Raw genomic sequence first — 18,024 nt, 5'->3', positions numbered from 1 at the left:
AGGCACTTTTTCAGTGGTCCCCCTCTATATCCCTTATGAGTCGAGTGGCTTGCGCTCCGTTTTTCAAACAAACGTTTGTTTTAAATAAACATTTGTTTGAAACAAACATTTAATTAAGGCATATCCCTCCATATGTTGGTCACACTATTTATAAGTGAATGAGAACGAATGGGAAAGGATGAGAGAAATGATTCCTCTTCAATCGAATGTAGAAGGCAAGCAAATCAAATTGAAAGAATTAGAAGATAAATTAAAGGGTTTGGGTTATACAATTGGTGGTGGCTGGGATTATGATCATGGCTATATGGATTACAAAATTGACGAAGAAGATGGCTACACATTTTTACGTTTGCCATTTAAAGCGTTAGACGGCGAGTTAGAGCAAAAAGGTGTAACCGTTCAGCTAGGCACACCCTTCTTATTGAACCATAAATACCAAGATGGACTAGACGACAATCCAGACGTATTTAACGGATTATTTCGAATGGCTTATAACAGTACCATTAATCAATTCCAAGAACCAGTTGATAAGGATGCTACGGTTGATAACAAATATATGCCAACAGCGAAAAGCCTAATCGAAGAGTTAGAACTTACGTTGCTTTATTAATTTTAATCGTCACTAATTCATCATGAAGCTCGATTAAAAAAGATGGAGGCGGGTGAAACAGAAGGCGCTCGCTTCTTTTTAAGCCGATGATATGTAAACCTCGCTTGTAGTATAACGGCAGTAAATCTGGCATGGTCATTCCAACTTCTTCTTTTTTAACTGACACAAACTGAACCTGAGCAAATTGGCCATATGAGATAAAATGAAAAGTGACATCAAGCATTTGCCTATGAAGTAGACTAACAGTTAAAAGCGATCCAGTAATGGAGTTCGATTCGATACATTGATCGGCTCCAGCACGATAGGCATTTTCCATTTGCTCGGTTGAAAGAATTTCGACAGTCGTAAAAAGCTCACGGTTTAGTCCCTTAATTGCTAAAATCGTTAAAATCGTTTTCGCATCAGCCGTAAATTCACTACCTTGGTGTTTGGCAGTAATTAATACGGATTTAGCAAGCGCAATGTTAGCTTGTTTTAACACAGCATCTTCACTGCTGTTTCCTCTAACAAAATGAACTTGTTTTATTGTTTTAGGTAGCTCGGTTAAAGTTTCATCAATTAGAACAATTCGTGTATGTGGGTGTGATGCATGAATGTTCTCGATAACTTGACGTGCTCTTTCATTCCAACCAATGATAACAAGATGTTGTTCTCCAATAAAAGAAATGGACCCTTCTTTTGTCGACTGATTAATCGACACGGCTGCCCCGGCAAAAGAAGTAACAAGGAGTGTCATAAATCCAACCCCTACAAAGATCAATACAATTGCAACGAGTCGAGCGAGTGTAGATTCAGGAACAAAGTCACCATAACCGACCGTTGAGACAGTAATAAAAGCCCACCAAATTCCTTCAAACAAAGTGGGGAAACGATTAGGCTCTATAATATGAACAATTGCACCGGCTGCAACCCCTGACGTTATTACAGCAAATAATAGTTTTATGACCAAAGGAACATGACCTAAAAGTGTTCGAATGTAATACCATTGTTGTTGCATAGGGTTCTCTCCTATCTTTTTCCTTACTCTCAGTATAGCCAAGCACTTGCTGAGTCAATCCTTACCTGATATGATAAATCTATTCTAAAACAATGCTAGGAGCTTAAATATGTCAACGATTACGTTTGCCTTCTCCATATTTTGCGGATGGCTTATTTTTGATTTTGTTAAACATCGGAAATTCACGAAAGAAAGTGTAGCGAGTTCACTTGTGATTGCGATTGTAGCAGGTTTGTTTTGGTGGATATTAGACTGGATCTTTTAATGAGATAAGTCTTGTTATTTTTTGAAAGTACTTTTATAATAAGGGTTAGTAAGGGGCATTAGCTCAGCTGGGAGAGCGCTACGCTGGCAGCGTAGAGGTCAGCGGTTCGATCCCGCTATGCTCCATTTTATTAAAAAGACATGTTTCTAGATTTTCCTAGGGATGTGTTTTTTTTTTAGGTTTTGATTGGATTTGAGAGATTTAAACAATAAGTTCAAATGTATGAGGTTGGCACATGAATATAAATCAATTTAAGAAGTTAATCGAAGAAGAATTACTACCTAATATTATTCTCAAAAGTCCGAGTCCTAATGATCCGATTATTGTGGACAACCAAGCGAAAGAATGGCAGGTAGTTGGCAGTGGGAATTTCGCTTCTGTTTTTGCTCATCCGTCCCAGCCATCGTTCGTTGTAAAGGTGTATGGACGAGATCTTGAAGCGATAAAAGAGGAAATACACGTATACGAAAAGCTAGGTGATCATAATGCTTATTCTAAGCTTTATGGATACGGACAACATTATTTAATTTTGAAAAGAATTCATGGAATTACTTTATATGATGCGATGCTAAAAGGAATCGCCATCCCACCTCAAGTGATCGAAGACATTGAGGAGGCGATGGTATATGCCAAAGAAAGAGACCTTAATCCATTTGATGTTCACGGAAAAAACATTGTCATGAATGAGGGTAAGGGAATTATTGTTGATGTTTCAGATTTTTATAAGACAGGTATTTGTAAAAAATGGCCAGATCTTAAAAAGGCCTATTCTCTAATTTATAAGCCTTTCCTTCTTAAAAGACATCCCCGCATCCCCGAATGGAGTTTAAATGCAGTTCGAAAACTATACAGGTTTACGCGTAATATTTATAAAAAAAGGTAAAAAAGCACTGAAATTTCAGTGCTTTTTCTCATACGTTTGTTTGCTTACTTATTGAATAGTGCTTGAACATCTTCCTTTTTTAGATTTTTCAAAATATTTATAGCGAAAAGAATGACAGCTATTAAGACCATTGTGGCACCAACTGGAATGAGTAGTTCAAGTGAATTATTGCCTTGAAGCAAGAAGAACAATCCAAGCATCATTAGGGGAAGACCGATATTATGAAGCCAAAAATGAACTTTTCCTAAGATGCTGGCCTCAGTCTTAGGAAATAACGTATAAAGAATTCCAGCAAGTGTCATAGATGTCCAACCTAATAGATTAATATGAACATGTACTCCCGTTAGATTATAAGCATGTGCCACAGACATATAGTAGCCAAGAACAACACCGATGACAAAGTAAACAACAGAGATTTTAATGAACTTAATGCACCCATCCCTTTCAGGCATCTTTTTTTGTTTGCTCGAATTCTACTAGTATATAAAACTACCTCCCTGGTCATACTGTCTACTACAAATAGGCAGGAGAATATGGGAGGGAATTTCATGGGTGATATCATAAAAGTAACGGTCGGTACCATTCTTTGTGTCGCATTTTTAGCTGGTGTACTCATGTTTAACGTCATACATTTTTAAAGGATCCATGTCCTGGATGAATGATGTCGCCAGGAAGGGAATAACATGGTAATGGAATTTGATTAGGGGGAGGTTCATGATGGATTATCGAGTTGAAAAAGATACAATAGGTGAAATTAAAGTACTAGCTAGCAAAAGATGGGGAGCTCAAACTCAGCGAAGCAGTGAGAACTTTAATATTGGTGCTGAGCTAATGCCAAGAGAAGTGATTCATGCGTTTGCTGTTCTCAAGAAAAGTGCTGCACTGGTGAACGAAAAATTAACGAATTTGAGTTCTGAAAAAGCAAAAGCCATTTCTGTGGCAGCAGATGAGATCATTGAAGGAAAATTAGAGGATCATTTTCCGTTAAAAGTATGGCAAACGGGAAGTGGAACTCAATCGAATATGAATGTCAATGAAGTGATCGCCAATCGTGCCAATCAGTTGTTAGAGGAAAATGGGTCTGATGAGCGCGTTCATCCGAATGATGATGTTAACATGTCGCAAAGCTCGAATGATACCTTTCCAACTGCGATGCATATTGCGAGTTTAATTAAAGTGGAAGATGAGCTTTTGCCAGCGGTTTCTAAATTGAAAAGTACGTTTGCAACAAAGGTGGATGAGTTTAACGATATCGTAAAAATTGGGCGAACTCATCTTCAAGATGCAACCCCATTAACGCTCGGTCAAGAAATAAGCGGGTGGCATAAAATGCTCGAGAAAAGTGAACAAATGATTGAAGAAAGCAAAGAGAAATTGCGAGAGTTAGCAATTGGTGGAACCGCTGTCGGGACAGGGATCAATGCGGATCCAAATTTTGGTGACATGGTGGCAGAAGAGATTAGTCGGATTACGGGACGATCTTTTGTTTCAGCAGAAAATAAGTTTCATGCACTTACGAGTCATGATGAGGTTGTTTACATACATGGGGCCTTAAAAGCACTTGCAGCTGACTTAATGAAAATAGCCAATGATGTAAGATGGCTAGCGAGTGGACCAAGATCGGGAATTGGCGAAATCACGATTCCGGCAAATGAACCAGGAAGCTCGATCATGCCTGGTAAAGTGAATCCGACACAAAGTGAGGCGCTAACGATGGTTGTCTGCCAAGTGATGGGCAATGATGCCACAATTGGATTCGCTGCTAGCCAAGGAAATTTTGAACTGAATGTGTTTAAGCCGGTGATTGTGTACAATTTCTTGCAGTCGGTGCAGCTGCTAACCGATGCCCTTCATTCTTTTAATGACAAATGTGCGGTTGGAATTGAAGCGAATGTTGACGTAATAAAAGAGAAGCTAGAGCAGTCGTTAATGTTGGTTACCGCATTAAACCCACATATCGGCTATGAGAAAGCTGCCTCCATTGCCAAGCTGGCTCATCAAGAAGGGCTGACGTTAAAAGAAGCTTCGCTGAAGTTAGGGCTTTTAACAGAAGAGCAGTTTGATGAGATTGTACGGCAGAGAAGATGGTGTGATAGGGGTTAAATGTTCGAAATCTTGAATACTAGTGGATAGAGAGCTGGGAGGACAGACGTTCCGTTATGTGTGACAAAAAGGCCGTTTTTGAGGCGGTGGCGGACTCACGTTCCGTTATTCGCTGATTTTTCCCTTGTTCGAGGTGGATTTTCGGCAAATAGCGGATCCTCTGTCCGCGAAACTCTAAAAAACTACGATTTTTGACTAAATAACGGATCCTCTGTCCTCGTAGAATCATTTTTCGTTATTGCTCCTACAACAGCTAGTGTTGGTACCTCTGAATCTATTACTCACGAATCTTATATGTGCGCACGCGTTCAGATCCACTCGCGATAGATAAGAATTCTAATTCTACTAGTCTTTTTAAAACTCTTCTCGTATGACGATCACTAATTTTTAGGTGGTTTGCTACTTCGATAGGGGTAAAAGGGCGAAGGGTACGGCGGGCAAAGCGAATTGTTTCTGATTCAAGCCACGAAAGTTCAGTGGAGGTTTCGATCGAATTGAATTTACCGAGAAGAGCGAGAATGAGTTGCTGGCATTGTTTTGGCTCGTCTCTTATCGATAAATAGGCAATCGGCAAAAGTGTCCACCCGTCTAGTGCAAGTAAAGAGTGACGCCAGCATAAATCTTTAAATCGCCGGACATCAAGGTCTCTTGCGTGGGGACCATATCCTTGTATTTCGAAACAGCCTTTTGCATCGAATGGCCTATAGGCAAGATCGAGGTAGCGAAACCCGTTGTTAAAATCACGGATTTCCCATTCAGGATACAAATGGTCAAAATGTCCAACGGTTGGGTACCAAATTAACCGTAAAAATTCAATTGTCCCGTGGCCTAATCCTTTTTCGAGCAGTTCGCGCCGCCGGTGGTTGTTCTCATTTTGTAGTTGTTGCTGTAACCATTCATCATATTTTTCCTGAAATGTAGACATTTGTTTCATTCCTTTCTATAAAAAATAAAAAAGCCGCTTGATACGCAGACATGTTGTCGTATCAAGCGGCTTCTGTAAATTGAGTATAAACCGAACCGAGTTTTCGTGCAATCTGCTATTACAAATCCGTCACAGCGCCTTTTGCGGCTGATGAAACAAGTCTGGCATATTTGTTTAAAATCCCGCGAGCATAGCGTAGTGGTGGCTCGTTCCAATTGGCTAGACGCTTCGTCATTTCTTCTTCGGAAACATCGACGGATAACTCCTGCGTTTCACTGTCGATGGTAATCATGTCACCAGTTTGAATAAGAGCGATCGGTCCACCAACTTGTGCTTCTGGTGAAACGTGTCCAACAACTAGTCCATGAGTCCCTCCCGAAAAGCGTCCGTCCGTTATTAAGCCAACTTCTTCTCCTAAACCTTTCCCGACAATGATCGCCGTGATCGAGAGCATTTCAGACATTCCAGGTCCGCCCTTTGGACCGGCGTAACGAATGACGACAACATCTCCAGCTTTAATATCATCATTCAGTACCGCTTCTGTTGCTTCTGGTTCGGAGTCAAATACTTTCGCTGGCCCTGTAATTTTCTTGATCTTAAGACCTGACATTTTTGCAATTCCGCCATCTGGAGCTAAGTTTCCTTTTAGGACAAAGAGAGGACCAGATTCACGAATTGGGTTATCAAAAGAACGGATAATGTCTTGACCTTCTTTTAATGGAGGGAGTTTCTCCAAATTTTCAGCAAGCGTTTTTCCGGTAACAGTTAAACAGTCACCGTGTAAAAGCCCTTTTTCAAGTAGCATCTTCATGACACCAGATACCCCACCAACCGAGTGCAGGTCATGCATGACAAAACGCCCGCTCGGTTTCAAATCGGCTAAATGGGGAACGTTTTTACGAATACGATCAAAGTCATCAAGTGTTAAGTCCACATCAACCGAATGCGCAATGGCGAGTAAGTGTAGGAACGCATTTGTTGAGCCCCCTAAAGCCATCACAACCGTAATCGCATTTTCAAACGCTCTTTTCGTCATAATGTCTTTCGGATAAATGCCTTTACGAAGAAGTTCCACAACCGCTTGACCGGCATCGTAGCAATCGGTTAATTTCTCGGACGTTTCGGCAGGGTTTGAAGCACTTCCTGGAAGACTCATTCCCATTGCTTCAATCGCAGAAGCCATCGTATTGGCTGTATACATCCCGCCACAAGAGCCGGCACCAGGACAAGCGTGACATTCGATATCCTTTAAATCTTCTTTGTTTATCGTACCAGCTCGATATTGGCCGACTGCTTCAAAGACGGAGACGATATCGATGTCTTTTCCTTCCTTTGATTTACCAGGTGCAATCGTTCCTCCGTAAACAAAAACGGAAGGCAGGTTCATTCGCCCAATCGCAATCATACAGCCGGGCATATTTTTATCACAACCACCAATCGCAACAACACCATCAAGTCGCTCAGCACCAACAACGGTTTCAATAGAATCGGCAATAACTTCACGGCTTGGCAAGGAATAGCGCATGCCTTCATGTCCCATTGAAATTCCGTCAGAAACCGTGATCGTATTAAAAATCAACGGAGCACCCTCGCCGTCCTTTGCTCCTTCTTTTGCTTTTAGAGCTAATTGATCAATATGTACGTTACAAGGAGTGACTTCGCTCCATGTGCTAGCAATCCCAATCATCGGCTTTTTGAAATCTTCATCTGAAAAGCCAACTGCACGGAGCATGGCACGGTTAGGTGAACGGTTTTCCCCTTCACTAATATCAATACTACGAATGCGTAAATCTTTATGTTCCTTGTTTTTCATCGTATAAGATCCTTTCAAAATAGATAAATGGGTTCATTACAGTATCAACAGAAAAGAGGGGAGGTTATACACAAATTAGGATAAAGGAAGGGAATGATGCTCGCCTGGCATCATTCCCTTCTCTCTCTTACCATTAGCGAGGACCATAACCGAATCCAGGTCCGTAGCCTCCAAACCCTGCTCCATAGCCTCTGAATCCAGGTCCGAAGTGTCCATAACCGCCCATTCCATGATGGAAGTGGTGGTGATGACCAAAGCCAGGTCTAGGAGGTACTGGGTGTCCGAATCCTCCTGCAGGATAACCAGTTCCAAAACCAGGACCTACTAATTGACCACCTAAAAAGCCTAAGCCGGCACCTAAAATACCAGCACCTACTGGGCCGATTGCTCCAGGAAAAAACCTAGAATCAGTTGGTTGATAGTAATGAGGTGTGTGGAAATCGTTTCTATACATGAACATTCTCCTCTCAAAATTAAGGTGTTGGGGAAAGTTTTTTATTCAATTATCACTTTAGCCTATGGGAATTAGGTAAATATGGAATGGGCGAATACCTTATTTTCTTTAATTTAATGAAAAAGCCCAATCGAATAAGCTTTATTGAAGTTATTCACATCAGGTTGTGGATTAAGTGGATAACTACGAACAAACATTCGACAAAATTCTAAGGTGTTGCAAAAGCTCATAATTTTTCCTTTGGTCGCAAACAATTGAACTATTGGATAATAGGAGGAAAAAGTATGTATTTACTAAAAAAGAATGTGATGCTCGTTCTTTGTCTTTTTGTCATAATGACACCAAATTTGTCAGCTGTTATGTTTGCTGAAACGGACGAACCAGTCAAAAATGTTATTTTAATGATTCCGGATGGTTTTTCTACTAGTTATGTGACAAGTTATCGGATTTTTAAAGGAGAACCCTTATTGTTTGATTCCCTTTTGGTTGGCATGATGAAGACAAGCTCTGCCGACAGCTGGGTTACCGATTCTGCAGCAGCGGCTACAGCAATGTCAACGGGAATCAAGACGAATAATGGAATGATTGGCGTTTCAGCAGAGGGAAATGCTCAAAAAAGCATTCTAGAAGCAGCAAAAGAAAATGGAAAGGCAACAGGTTTGGTTACGACTGTAGCGGTTACCGATGCAACACCTGCTGCTTTTGGGGCGCATGTTCCATCACGCAAAGATGAGACAAATATAGCAAAACAGTTAATTAACCATGTGGATGTACTATTAGGTGGAGGAAAAATCAACTTTTTGCCAACGTCAAATGGTGGATTACAAGAGGGGAATGTCATAGAAAAGGCGATCAATAACAACTATTACTATGTTGAAACGAGAGAAGAATTGCTTCATGCAAATGAAAAGGATCAGAAGCTACTAGGACTCTTTGCCGACATGGAGTTAACACCAGTTATTGATAAAAAAAGCGATGACCAACCGAGCTTAACAGAAATGGCTGAAGTTGCTATTCATACCTTGCGATCAAATAACGATGGTTTTTTCTTAATGATTGAAGGGGGACAAATTGACCGCGCGGGCCATGTTCATGATCCAGTTTGGGCTTTAAATGAAGCAAAAGCGTTTGAAGAAACAGTTGAGAAAGTTCTTGAATTCGCAAAAGAAGACAAGGAAACGTTAGTGGTCGTAGCGGCGGATCATGATACAGGAGGATTGTCCGTTGGAGGCTACGATGAATATAGAGCCAACATTGAAATATTGCGAAACAGCAAAGCAACGGGAAATGCTTTGGCTTCGCAATTATCAAAAAGTCGAGGAAGCATAAAGGAGCTCCTAAAAGAATTTACAGGTATTGAACTTACACAAAAAGAAGTGAAGCAGATTAAAAAAGCGAGCAAGAAGCATAGGCCGATTATCATTAATAAAATTGTGAGTAAATATGCGTATGTGGATTGGACGACGCATGTCCATTCAGGTGTCGATGTACCGGTTTATGCATATGGACCAAAGTCGCAATTGCTTAAAGGGAATTTTGATAATACCGACTTGCCAAAACGATTAGCCGAGGCGATGAAAATAGATTTTCGACAAAATGAAGAATGATTGCTTGTCATTTGTGATAAACACGCTAATATAAAAGGTAGAACTGGAACGAACGGAGGTGTGTTAGTTGAGTGAACCAATCGATCAGGCAAAAGAACAAATCGAACATGCCAAAATGTTGGTCATTGATTCAATTGCTGAAACGATGGATTTATATGGAGTAACAAGAAGTGTTGGGGTTCTTTATGGAACGATGTATTTTGAAGATGAGATGACACTTGATGAAATGCTACAAGAATTAGGCATGAGTAAGCCGAGTATGAGTACAGGTGTTAAAAAACTTCAAGAATACAATGTTGTCAAAAAGACGTTTCAGCGAGGAAGTCGAAAACATTCATTTGTTGCGGAGAAGGATTTCTTTAAGTTTTTCAATAGCTTTTTCTCGTTGAAATGGGAGAGAGAGGCAAAGATAAACCTTGAAGCCATTGACCGAGCGCAGAAAGAGTTACAAGAAGTGCTTCAAAATGACGAAGTTTCAGCAGAAGTCAAAGATGAGGCACAGAAAATATTTGATCAGCTTGAAGCATCAAAGCCTTATTACTATTGGTTAAAGAACTTGGTAAAAGGGATGAATAGTGGGGAACTTTTTAAAAGTATTCCTAAGTAAACATGTGTTTGAAAAGAAAGAGGCTTATTTGATTGGGTTAGTGTTCTGATCAAATAAGCCTCTTTTCTCAGTTTCCTTGATAGCCGATACATGTAGATATATCTAAGGCATACTTTTTAACCTTATGTATCACGCTTGTGTTATGCGGATTGAACCGATGAACTGGGCCGAGAACGGAAAGGGAGTAGACGACTTGGCCCGTATAATCTCTTATAGGTGCTGCGATCGTTGCCATTCCTTCAAATAGTTCCTCAATACTAATGGCATACTCCTGTTCTTTGATTTTTTCTAACATTGAAAGAAATTCGTCTATATTGCTATACGATTTAGCGGGAAAGTGGATGAGCCCTTTTTCAATATAACGAGTTAGTTCTTGTTTTTCTTGGTGCGCTAAAAAAACTTTTCCTGCGCTCGTACAATGGATGGGATTTGTAACATCCATATGTGAAACAATTTGAACGGGTTGTGTACAGTTGACTCTTAGAATGTCTAAGATGGATTGTCCCTGAAAAATCGTAATGTTTGCAGTTTCTCCTATTTCGTCTACTAATTTTTGAAGAAGAGGCTTGGCTTCTTTTCTAACTTCAATTCCTTGAGTTAATGTTTCGTATAAAGGGATAATGGCTAACCCTAAACGATATTTTTTCGTGTCAGGATCTTTTATGACAAACCCTTCGCTTGCCAATGTGTTTAATAATCGGCTGATGTTACTTTTGCTCATTCCAAGTGATTCAGCCAGATCGGTCACCTTCTTTTCTGGTTCCCCTGTTGTGAAACTTTGCAATATAAGCAAAGCTTTTTTGGCTGTAGATACAAGATTGTCGTTTTTGGAATCTGCCACTGAATCTTTTCCTCCTTTCTTGAAATTCTAGTTAATCCTATCATAACATTAATATTCACAATAGAAACTGTTGCAAATAATGAAACGAGGTATCATTAATTGATAAATAAATAGAAAAAATATAAAAAAAACTACTTTTTTCGAGAAAAAAATCAATCTGTTGCAAATAGAGAAACTTGATTATTGTATCTGAAACATATTAGCTTTAAGATGAACTGGAAAGTATAACAAAATTTTATTTTTTTATCACTTTTTGAAAGCGTATTCTTACTACTTGTTTGGAGGAGAAAGATGAAATATTCAAAATGGAACCAGATGTATATTGATGGAACTTGGAGAGAAGGAACAAGCGACAAGACATTTCAAAATGATAACCCATACAGTGGGGAAATCATTTCTGAAATTAAACTAGCTAGTAAGGCGGACGTCGATGAAGCCTATGAAGCCGCTAAGAATGGTCAACAAGAGTGGGAAAAAACGCCAGCGATTGAAAAAACAAAAATCATTGAGAAGGCTATTTCAATCATTGAGGAGAGATCAGCTGAATTTGCTGAAATTCTGATTGAAGAGGCTGGAAGTTCAGCCTTAAAAGCGAATGTTGAACTACACCATATTGCAATCGCTTTCATGAAAGAAGCAGCAACATATCCATTACGGATGCATAAGGAGTCGATCCCATCTATTATTTCGGGTAAAGAAAATACACTGACGAGATTGCCTGTTGGTGTAGTGGGAGTAATTTCACCGTGGAACTTTCCGTTTCATCTGACAATGCGCTCAGTTGTATCCGCTTTAGCAACAGGCAATGGAGTTGTGCTGAAACCAGCAACATTCACTTATATCTCTGGAGGTCTGCTATTAGCAGATATTTTTGAAAAAGCAGGGTTGCCGAAGGGGCTTTTAAATGTCGTTGTTGGATCGGGTAGTGAAATTGGAGATTACATGGTTGAACACCCAATACCTAGAATGATCTCATTTACAGGTTCAACTGAAGTGGGACAACGGATTGGGAGATTAGCTGGTGGTAAGTTAAAGAAGACCGCATTGGAATTAGGAGGAAATAATGTATTCATCGTCTTAGATGATGCAGATATTGAGCAGGCGGTCTCAGCTGCTGTTTTCGGAAAATTCATGCATCAAGGCCAAATTTGCATGGCAATTAATCGTTTTATTGTTGATCGCAAGGTGTATTCAAAGTTTGTTGAGTTATTTACAGCAAAAGCAAAAGAAATAAAAGTTGGGGATCCAGCTGATAAAGAAACGATCATTGGACCTTTAATTGAACGAAAACAAGTTGATCGTATCCTATCTCTTATCGATAAAAGTCTCAAGCAAGGTGCGAAACTAGAACTTGAGGGTGAAGCAAATGGAAATTTATTATCACCATATATTTTGACAGATGTAACGAATGATATGGAAATTGCGCAAGAAGAGATTTTTGGCCCAGTAGCCGTTGTGATTCCAGTAGAAGGTGAAGAAGAGGCTGTTGCGATCGCCAATGACTCTGAATTTGGATTAAGTGGTGCTGTATTTAGCGGATCAACACAACGTGGAGTGAAGGTAGCTGAACAAATTCATACAGGAATGATTCACGTTAATGATCAAACGGTGAATGATGAACCACATATCGCTTTCGGTGGTGAAAAAGCTTCCGGATTAGGGCGATTTAACGGTGAATGGGCTCTTGAAGAGTTTACAACCGTAAAATGGATTTCCATTATGCATCAACCTCGGAACTATCCATTTTCATAGTGACGAGGATTAAATAAAAAATAAATTAGGGAGAGTGTAAACATGAAAACAGGAAATGCAAAATTTTTCAAACAAACTTTTTCAGTGTTCTTTTTGGTTTTAGTTTTTCTTGTTATGACAGCTTGTTCACAAGGAGCTTCAGAAAGTTCTGCAGGGGAAGGGGAAACGACCGATACAACCGAGACAACGGAAAGTACCACTCCAGCAGCATCTTCTGGTGATTCTGTAGAGTTAATGATATCTCATTTTGTTTCACCACAGCATGGACAACATACAAAAGTATTTGAACCTTTTGCTGAAGAAGTGGCGCAGTTAACAGAAGGCCGAGTGACGGCTAGTATTTATCCGGGTGCAGCATTAGGTGCCCCTACTGCTCAGTATGAAATGGCTACGACAGGGATTGCTGATATCACGTATGCCATTCAAGGTTACACACCAGGTAAGTTCCCTCTAAGTTCAGTGGTAGAACTTCCGTTTTTAGCCGGAACAGCAGAGAAAGCTACAAGTATTTTATGGGATCTATACAACGAGTTTCCTGAGATTCAAGAGGAATATAGAGAAAACAAAGTTTTATGGTTATTTGGAATTGATAATGACCAAATTTTAACAACAGATAAGGAAATTAAGTCGGTAGAAGATTTAAAAGGGTTAAAAATTAGTACTCCATCACCTGCTTCAAATGCAGTTGTAGAAGCGTGGGGCGCTATTCCAGTCTTTATGCCTATGAATGAAGTGTATGAAGCGATGCAAAGAGGGATTGTTGATGGAAGATTAGGACCTTACTCAGCGGTTGCCAACTTTAATTTAGATGAAGTAACTGGGTATATAACAGAAGGAGATTTTTATACGACGAACTTTGCTATTACGATGAACCAGCAATCGTGGGACAGCTTATCTGCAGAAGATCAAGAGGTTATTAACGGGTTGCTAGATAAATATAGAGGATTAGCAGCGCAAGTTTATTCAGACGATGCTGAATTAGGAAAACAAGCAGCTATAGATGCAGGAGCTGTTATTACAGAACTAACGGATGATCAAAAAGTAGAATTCCAAACAGCTCTAGAACCAATTCATGAAAAATGGGTTGAAGATATGAATAAGGATGGTTTACCTGGTACTGAAGTTCACGAAGCAGCAATGAAACTTAGTGAACAATATGAATAAGGGGAGGAATTAATGTGTTAACGAAGGCGATTCAAGGCTTAGAAAGAGTCATTTATCCTATAAATGCAATTGCGCAAAGAATTGCCATGATAGTCCTTTTCCTTATGATGATGATTACAGTTATAGACGTAACGGGGCGGATGTTTTCTAAGCCCCTTTACGGTGCTTTTGAATTAACTGGATTTGGTTTGGCTTTGGTCATTTTTTATAGTCTTGGTTATACCCAAATGAAAAAAGGACATATCTCTGTCAGTTTTTTAGTTGATAAATGGCCGGTACGAGTTCAGGCCGTTGCTGATCTTATTATGAATGTGATCTTTTTAACGTTAGTAGCCGTAACGACTTGGCAGGTGTTTCAGTATGCAATAAGGTTGTTTAATGGAAATGAAAAAACAGCCGATTTAGGAATTCCTATTTATATTATGACGATATTGGCAAGTATCGGTCTTTTGTGTTTTGCTTTATCGATCTTACTAGATCTCCTGAAATCGTTGAACGAGGCGGTGAAGAAACATGAGCACTGAAATGATTGGGGTTATAGCTATTATCATTTTGTTAATTCTAATCTTGCTTCGGGCACCGGTTGGTTTATCTTTGCTTCTAATTGGTTTTGTCGGTTATGGCTATTTAACAAGATGGGAAGTCGGATTGGCTCAATTGGGAATGACAACGTATAATGTCGCAAGTTCTTATGTACTCAGTGTAATGCCTCTTTTTATCTTGATGGGGATGATTCTTTCCTATAGTGGGTTAGGAAAAGATTTATTCGATGGAGTTGACCGTTGGTTTGGTCATGTACGTGGAGGTTTAGCGATGGCGACGATCGGTGCCAGTGCGATTTTTTCTGCTATCTCAGGATCAGCGAATGCTACGACTGCCACGGTGGCAAGAGTAACGTTGCCAGAGATGAAGAGATATGGGTACAATCCTGGGCTTGCTGCATCAAGTGTTGCTGCTGGAGGGACGCTAGGCATTTTAATTCCACCGAGTGTTGCGTTAATCTTATATGGAGTATTAACGATGGAACCAATCGGGCCTCTTTTAATAGCAGGACTTATTCCAGGGATTTTGTGTATGCTTATTTTTATTCTTACAATCTATATACAAGTACGTAAGAACCCTGACTTAGCACCAACTGCCTTAAAAAAAGCTAGCTTAAAGGAACGATTTCAATCGCTTATCCCGATTTGGCCATTTTTCCTTATCTTCTTTTTGAGTGTCGGGGGGATTTATTTTGGTATTTTTACTCCGACAGAAGCGGCTGGGGTAGGGGCTTTTGGTGCATTCCTGTACACAGTGCTTTCAAGACGGTTAGATTGGGAGAAAATGAAGGATGCTTTTAATGAAAGTGCAAGGTTAACAGCGATGATCTTTGTTATCTTAATTGGCGCAAGTTTATTTGGTAGTTTCTTGGCTATTACCAAAATACCAATGAGTTTATCGGCCACTGTAGCTGGAATGGATGTCTCTCCTTATGTCATCCTTGTTCTTATTCTACTAGTCTATTTGATTATGGGATTGTTTTTAGAGGGGATTGCCATTCAAGTATTAACATTGCCAATCGTTTACCCACTTGTTATTAGTCTTGGTTTCGATGGCGTTTGGTTTGCGGTTATGATGGTGATGATGATCAATATCGGACTTCTGACTCCGCCATTGGGTGTGTTATGTTACATTATCCATGGTATTGATAAATCGATTCCGCTTGAGCGAATCTTTGTTAGTGTTATACCGATGTTGATTTCAATGGTTGTGTTAACGATTCTCTTTATTATATTTCCTCAAATTATTACGTTTTTGCCGAATTTAATGCAATGAATAAAGAGGCTTCCTCATAAAATGGTTTGCTACTCTGTTGCGCATGAGCAGTTGTGTTACGGGAGCATATTCTCTATGAGGGGGTCTCTTTTTTATTTTGGTGTACTTTCTCTAAGTTTAGGTATTAAGCTTATTGAATCGCGATTTTCTTCTTTTTTATATTGGGAAGAAAACCATATACGAATATTTGATGCTATGTTTAATAACAATGTTCGCTTTATCCTTGCTTTTCTTTTTGTTATCTATATATAATAAATGCAGGAATAGAAAATAGATTTGTAAGGAGAGCGAGAACTTATGTATGGTGTACCTTTTACAAAGAATGCTAAAAAAATGATGCTCCTTGGTTCAGGTGAGCTAGGGAAAGAAGTAGTTCTGGAAGCGCAAAGACTAGGCATTGAGACAATTGCGGTTGATCGATATGAAGGAGCACCTGCCATGCAAGTCGCTCATCGATATAAAGTGATTGATATGTTAGATGTAGAGCAATTACGTTCTGTAATCGTGGACGAAAAACCAGATTTCATTGTGCCAGAGGTAGAAGCAATCCAAACACAAGTACTTGTTGATTTAGAAAAAGAAGGATACAATGTCGTACCTACTGCGTCTGCAACAAAACTTACGATGGACCGCGAAGGGATTAGAAGATTAGCAAGTGAAGAACTCGGTTTACCTACAGCTGGCTATGAATTTGCGAATTCTTTTGAAGAGTTGAAAGAAGCGGTAGCGAAAATTGGCACGCCATGTGTGATTAAACCTTTGATGAGTTCATCTGGGAAAGGACAAAGTGTTTGTAAATCGGAAGCAGACATTGAAAAGTCTTGGAATATGGCATTAGAAGGTGCAAGAGGGAAAAGTACAAGAGTAATTGTCGAAGAGTTTATTACATTTGATTCTGAGATAACACTACTAACAGTCCGTTCGGTATCGGGAACTTCTTATTGCGCTCCAATTGGTCACATTCAAAAAGACGGAGACTATATTCAGTCTTGGCAGCCTCACCATATGACAGAACAGCAGATTGAACAATCCCAAGAGATTGCCAAACGAATTACCGATGAACTAGGAGGTTACGGTCTTTTCGGTGTTGAATTGTTTTTAACAGAAGATAAAGTGTATTTTAGTGAAGTTTCTCCGAGACCTCATGACACAGGATTGGTTACATTAGCTACACAAAACCTTTCAGAGTTTGCGCTTCATGTAAGAGCGATACTAGGTTTACCAATTACAGAGATCACCCTACATTCACCAGGTGCTAGCCATGCAGTAAAAGCGTGGGAGGAAAGTGCTGACTATCAAATCGCAGGTCTTGAGGAAGCGCTGGCTGTTCCGCAAACTCAAGCAAGAGTGTTTGGGAAGCCAGAGACAAAAGTGGGACGTCGTATGGCGGTAACGTTAAGCACGGGAGAAACAGTAGAAACTGCACTTGAAAGAGCGGATGAAGCTGCTTCTAAAATTAAGATTGTTTATCATTCGAACTAAATAAGCATGAAGAAGATGAAGATGACAATGATCAACTTCATCTTCTTTTTGTGGTTCAAATGGAAAGTAAGATTTTAATGAGAGTGCCATACTAAGAAAAAATGAAAAGGGTGGGTTGCAATGAAAAAGTTCTTGGTGGCATTAAGTCTAGTCAGTCTGGTTTCTTTCCTATTAGGATTCGATAAAGAGGATATAAAAGATTATCCTAATTCAGATCTAGTAGTGACTGCTGATTGGGTAGAAGAACGGGAAGGTAAGGGGAATATCTATATCATAGATGTTCGAGAAAAAGGATACGAACAAGAGCATATACCTCTGCTGTCTATTTTTCAATAGAAGAACTAGTGGATAAGGAGCATCCAGTTGAGGGGTATTTAGTTTCTAAACAAACGTTTGAACAAAAAATGAATCAACTAGGAATTAAAGATCAAGATACAGTTGTAGTTTACGATGAAGGAGATGACACGCGTGCTACAAGGTTATTTTACGCGTTAGAGTATTACGGTCATCAAAATGTTCGCTTGCTTAATGGAGGATACAAAGCTTGGCAGGCAAATGAGGGAAAGATATCTAAGGACATCCATTCCCCGAAAAGGGGGAACTTCACGGCTAGAGAAAACGACCGTCTAATGGTAACGAAAGATGAAGTGAAAAACGTGATAGGAGAAAAAGATATTGTCATTTTTGATGTCGATCACCTGAA

19 protein-coding genes and 1 tRNA gene are annotated in these 18,024 nt (G+C 39.7%); 14 read left to right on the top strand and 6 right to left on the bottom strand.

The window, feature by feature from the left end:
* Positions 1-187 precede the first annotated feature (187 nt).
* Positions 188-610, top strand: coding sequence for a YugN-like family protein (locus JCM9140_RS18900; protein WP_034750226.1), 423 nt, complete (start codon positions 188-190; stop codon positions 608-610).
* On the opposite strand, the gene JCM9140_RS18895 is transcribed toward JCM9140_RS18900, so the two are convergent.
* Complete coding sequence (locus tag JCM9140_RS18895; protein WP_034750223.1) at positions 594-1,607, bottom strand: potassium channel family protein; 1,014 nt, start codon at positions 1,605-1,607, stop codon at positions 594-596. The two genes, JCM9140_RS18900 and JCM9140_RS18895, sit on opposite strands and share 17 nt — an antisense overlap.
* Before the next feature lie 109 nt (positions 1,608-1,716).
* Between JCM9140_RS18895 and JCM9140_RS23960 the strand changes: the two genes are divergently transcribed.
* The 3 genes from JCM9140_RS23960 (at position 1,717) to JCM9140_RS18885 (ending at position 2,755) form a co-directional block, all read left to right on the top strand.
* Positions 1,717-1,872 (top strand): hypothetical protein, encoded by a 156-nt coding sequence (locus JCM9140_RS23960; protein WP_166485470.1) that lies wholly within the window; start codon positions 1,717-1,719, stop codon positions 1,870-1,872.
* Between the two features lie 52 nt (positions 1,873-1,924).
* Positions 1,925-1,997, top strand: a tRNA-Ala gene (locus JCM9140_RS18890).
* A gap of 110 nt (positions 1,998-2,107) precedes the next feature.
* A complete protein-coding gene (locus JCM9140_RS18885; RefSeq protein ID WP_034750220.1) occupies positions 2,108-2,755 on the top strand; it encodes a protein kinase family protein in 648 nt (215 codons plus the stop codon).
* Positions 2,756-2,799: 44 nt separating this feature from the next.
* Here the strand turns inward: JCM9140_RS18885 and JCM9140_RS18880 are convergent, their stop codons facing one another.
* Positions 2,800-3,207, bottom strand: a complete 408-nt coding sequence (locus tag JCM9140_RS18880) for a cytochrome-c oxidase (RefSeq protein ID WP_034750218.1) — start codon at positions 3,205-3,207, stop codon at positions 2,800-2,802.
* A gap of 265 nt (positions 3,208-3,472) precedes the next feature.
* Between JCM9140_RS18880 and fumC the strand changes: the two genes are divergently transcribed.
* A complete protein-coding gene (fumC, locus tag JCM9140_RS18875) occupies positions 3,473-4,858 on the top strand; it encodes a class II fumarate hydratase (RefSeq protein WP_034750237.1) in 1,386 nt (461 codons plus the stop codon).
* Between the two features lie 277 nt (positions 4,859-5,135).
* Here fumC and JCM9140_RS18870 read toward each other — a convergent pair whose 3' ends face one another.
* The 3 genes from JCM9140_RS18870 to JCM9140_RS24200 form a co-directional block, all read right to left on the bottom strand.
* Positions 5,136-5,783: a hypothetical protein gene (locus JCM9140_RS18870; RefSeq protein WP_034750216.1), complete on the bottom strand. Its 648-nt coding sequence runs from the start codon at positions 5,781-5,783 to the stop codon at positions 5,136-5,138.
* Positions 5,784-5,901: 118 nt separating this feature from the next.
* Positions 5,902-7,596, bottom strand: coding sequence for a dihydroxy-acid dehydratase (ilvD, locus tag JCM9140_RS18865; RefSeq protein WP_034750213.1), 1,695 nt, complete (start codon positions 7,594-7,596; stop codon positions 5,902-5,904).
* 133 nt (positions 7,597-7,729) lie between these two features.
* Positions 7,730-8,050 carry a hypothetical protein gene (locus JCM9140_RS24200; protein ID WP_052002382.1) on the bottom strand — a complete coding sequence of 107 codons (321 nt, stop codon included), beginning with the start codon at positions 8,048-8,050 and terminating at the stop codon, positions 7,730-7,732.
* Positions 8,051-8,334: 284 nt separating this feature from the next.
* Between JCM9140_RS24200 and JCM9140_RS18855 the strand changes: the two genes are divergently transcribed.
* Together JCM9140_RS18855 and cudC are read left to right on the top strand one after the other, a co-directional pair.
* A complete protein-coding gene (locus JCM9140_RS18855) occupies positions 8,335-9,657 on the top strand; it encodes an alkaline phosphatase (RefSeq protein WP_034750211.1) in 1,323 nt (440 codons plus the stop codon).
* A gap of 79 nt (positions 9,658-9,736) precedes the next feature.
* Positions 9,737-10,264 (top strand): choline uptake/conversion transcriptional regulator CudC, encoded by a 528-nt coding sequence (gene cudC, locus JCM9140_RS18850; protein ID WP_034750232.1) that lies wholly within the window; start codon positions 9,737-9,739, stop codon positions 10,262-10,264.
* A 67-nt stretch (positions 10,265-10,331) separates the two neighbouring features.
* On the opposite strand, the gene JCM9140_RS18845 is transcribed toward cudC, so the two are convergent.
* Positions 10,332-11,105: an IclR family transcriptional regulator gene (locus JCM9140_RS18845; protein WP_034750208.1), complete on the bottom strand. Its 774-nt coding sequence runs from the start codon at positions 11,103-11,105 to the stop codon at positions 10,332-10,334.
* A gap of 291 nt (positions 11,106-11,396) precedes the next feature.
* On the opposite strand from JCM9140_RS18845, the gene JCM9140_RS18840 reads away from it, so the two are divergent.
* The 7 genes from JCM9140_RS18840 to JCM9140_RS18810 all read left to right on the top strand — a co-directional run.
* A complete protein-coding gene (locus JCM9140_RS18840; protein WP_034750205.1) occupies positions 11,397-12,857 on the top strand; it encodes an aldehyde dehydrogenase family protein in 1,461 nt (486 codons plus the stop codon).
* 42 nt (positions 12,858-12,899) lie between these two features.
* Positions 12,900-14,021 carry a TRAP transporter substrate-binding protein gene (locus tag JCM9140_RS18835; RefSeq protein ID WP_034750202.1) on the top strand — a complete coding sequence of 374 codons (1,122 nt, stop codon included), beginning with the start codon at positions 12,900-12,902 and terminating at the stop codon, positions 14,019-14,021.
* Between the two features lie 14 nt (positions 14,022-14,035).
* Entirely contained in the window at positions 14,036-14,545 is a 510-nt protein-coding gene (locus tag JCM9140_RS18830) for a TRAP transporter small permease (RefSeq protein ID WP_052002381.1), read from the top strand.
* Positions 14,535-15,839 carry a TRAP transporter large permease gene (locus JCM9140_RS18825; protein WP_034750199.1) on the top strand — a complete coding sequence of 435 codons (1,305 nt, stop codon included), beginning with the start codon at positions 14,535-14,537 and terminating at the stop codon, positions 15,837-15,839. The genes JCM9140_RS18830 and JCM9140_RS18825 overlap by 11 nt, the downstream gene beginning before the upstream one ends.
* A gap of 297 nt (positions 15,840-16,136) precedes the next feature.
* The gene (gene purT, locus JCM9140_RS18820) at positions 16,137-17,321 is read left to right on the top strand and encodes a formate-dependent phosphoribosylglycinamide formyltransferase (RefSeq protein ID WP_034750196.1); all 1,185 of its coding nucleotides are present in this window, start codon (positions 16,137-16,139) and stop codon (positions 17,319-17,321) included.
* 120 nt (positions 17,322-17,441) lie between these two features.
* On the top strand, positions 17,442-17,657 hold the full coding sequence (locus JCM9140_RS18815) for a hypothetical protein (protein WP_034750194.1): 216 nt from the start codon (positions 17,442-17,444) through the stop codon (positions 17,655-17,657).
* 8 nt (positions 17,658-17,665) lie between these two features.
* Positions 17,666-18,024: sulfurtransferase (locus JCM9140_RS18810; protein ID WP_034750181.1), on the top strand; the 359-nt coding region annotated here is incomplete at its 3' end.

Source organism: Halalkalibacter wakoensis JCM 9140 (assembly GCF_000513095.1).
GTDB classification, from domain to species: domain Bacteria; phylum Bacillota; class Bacilli; order Bacillales; family Bacillaceae_D; genus Halalkalibacter; species Halalkalibacter wakoensis.
This window is presented reverse-complemented; position numbering and strand designations above follow the sequence as displayed.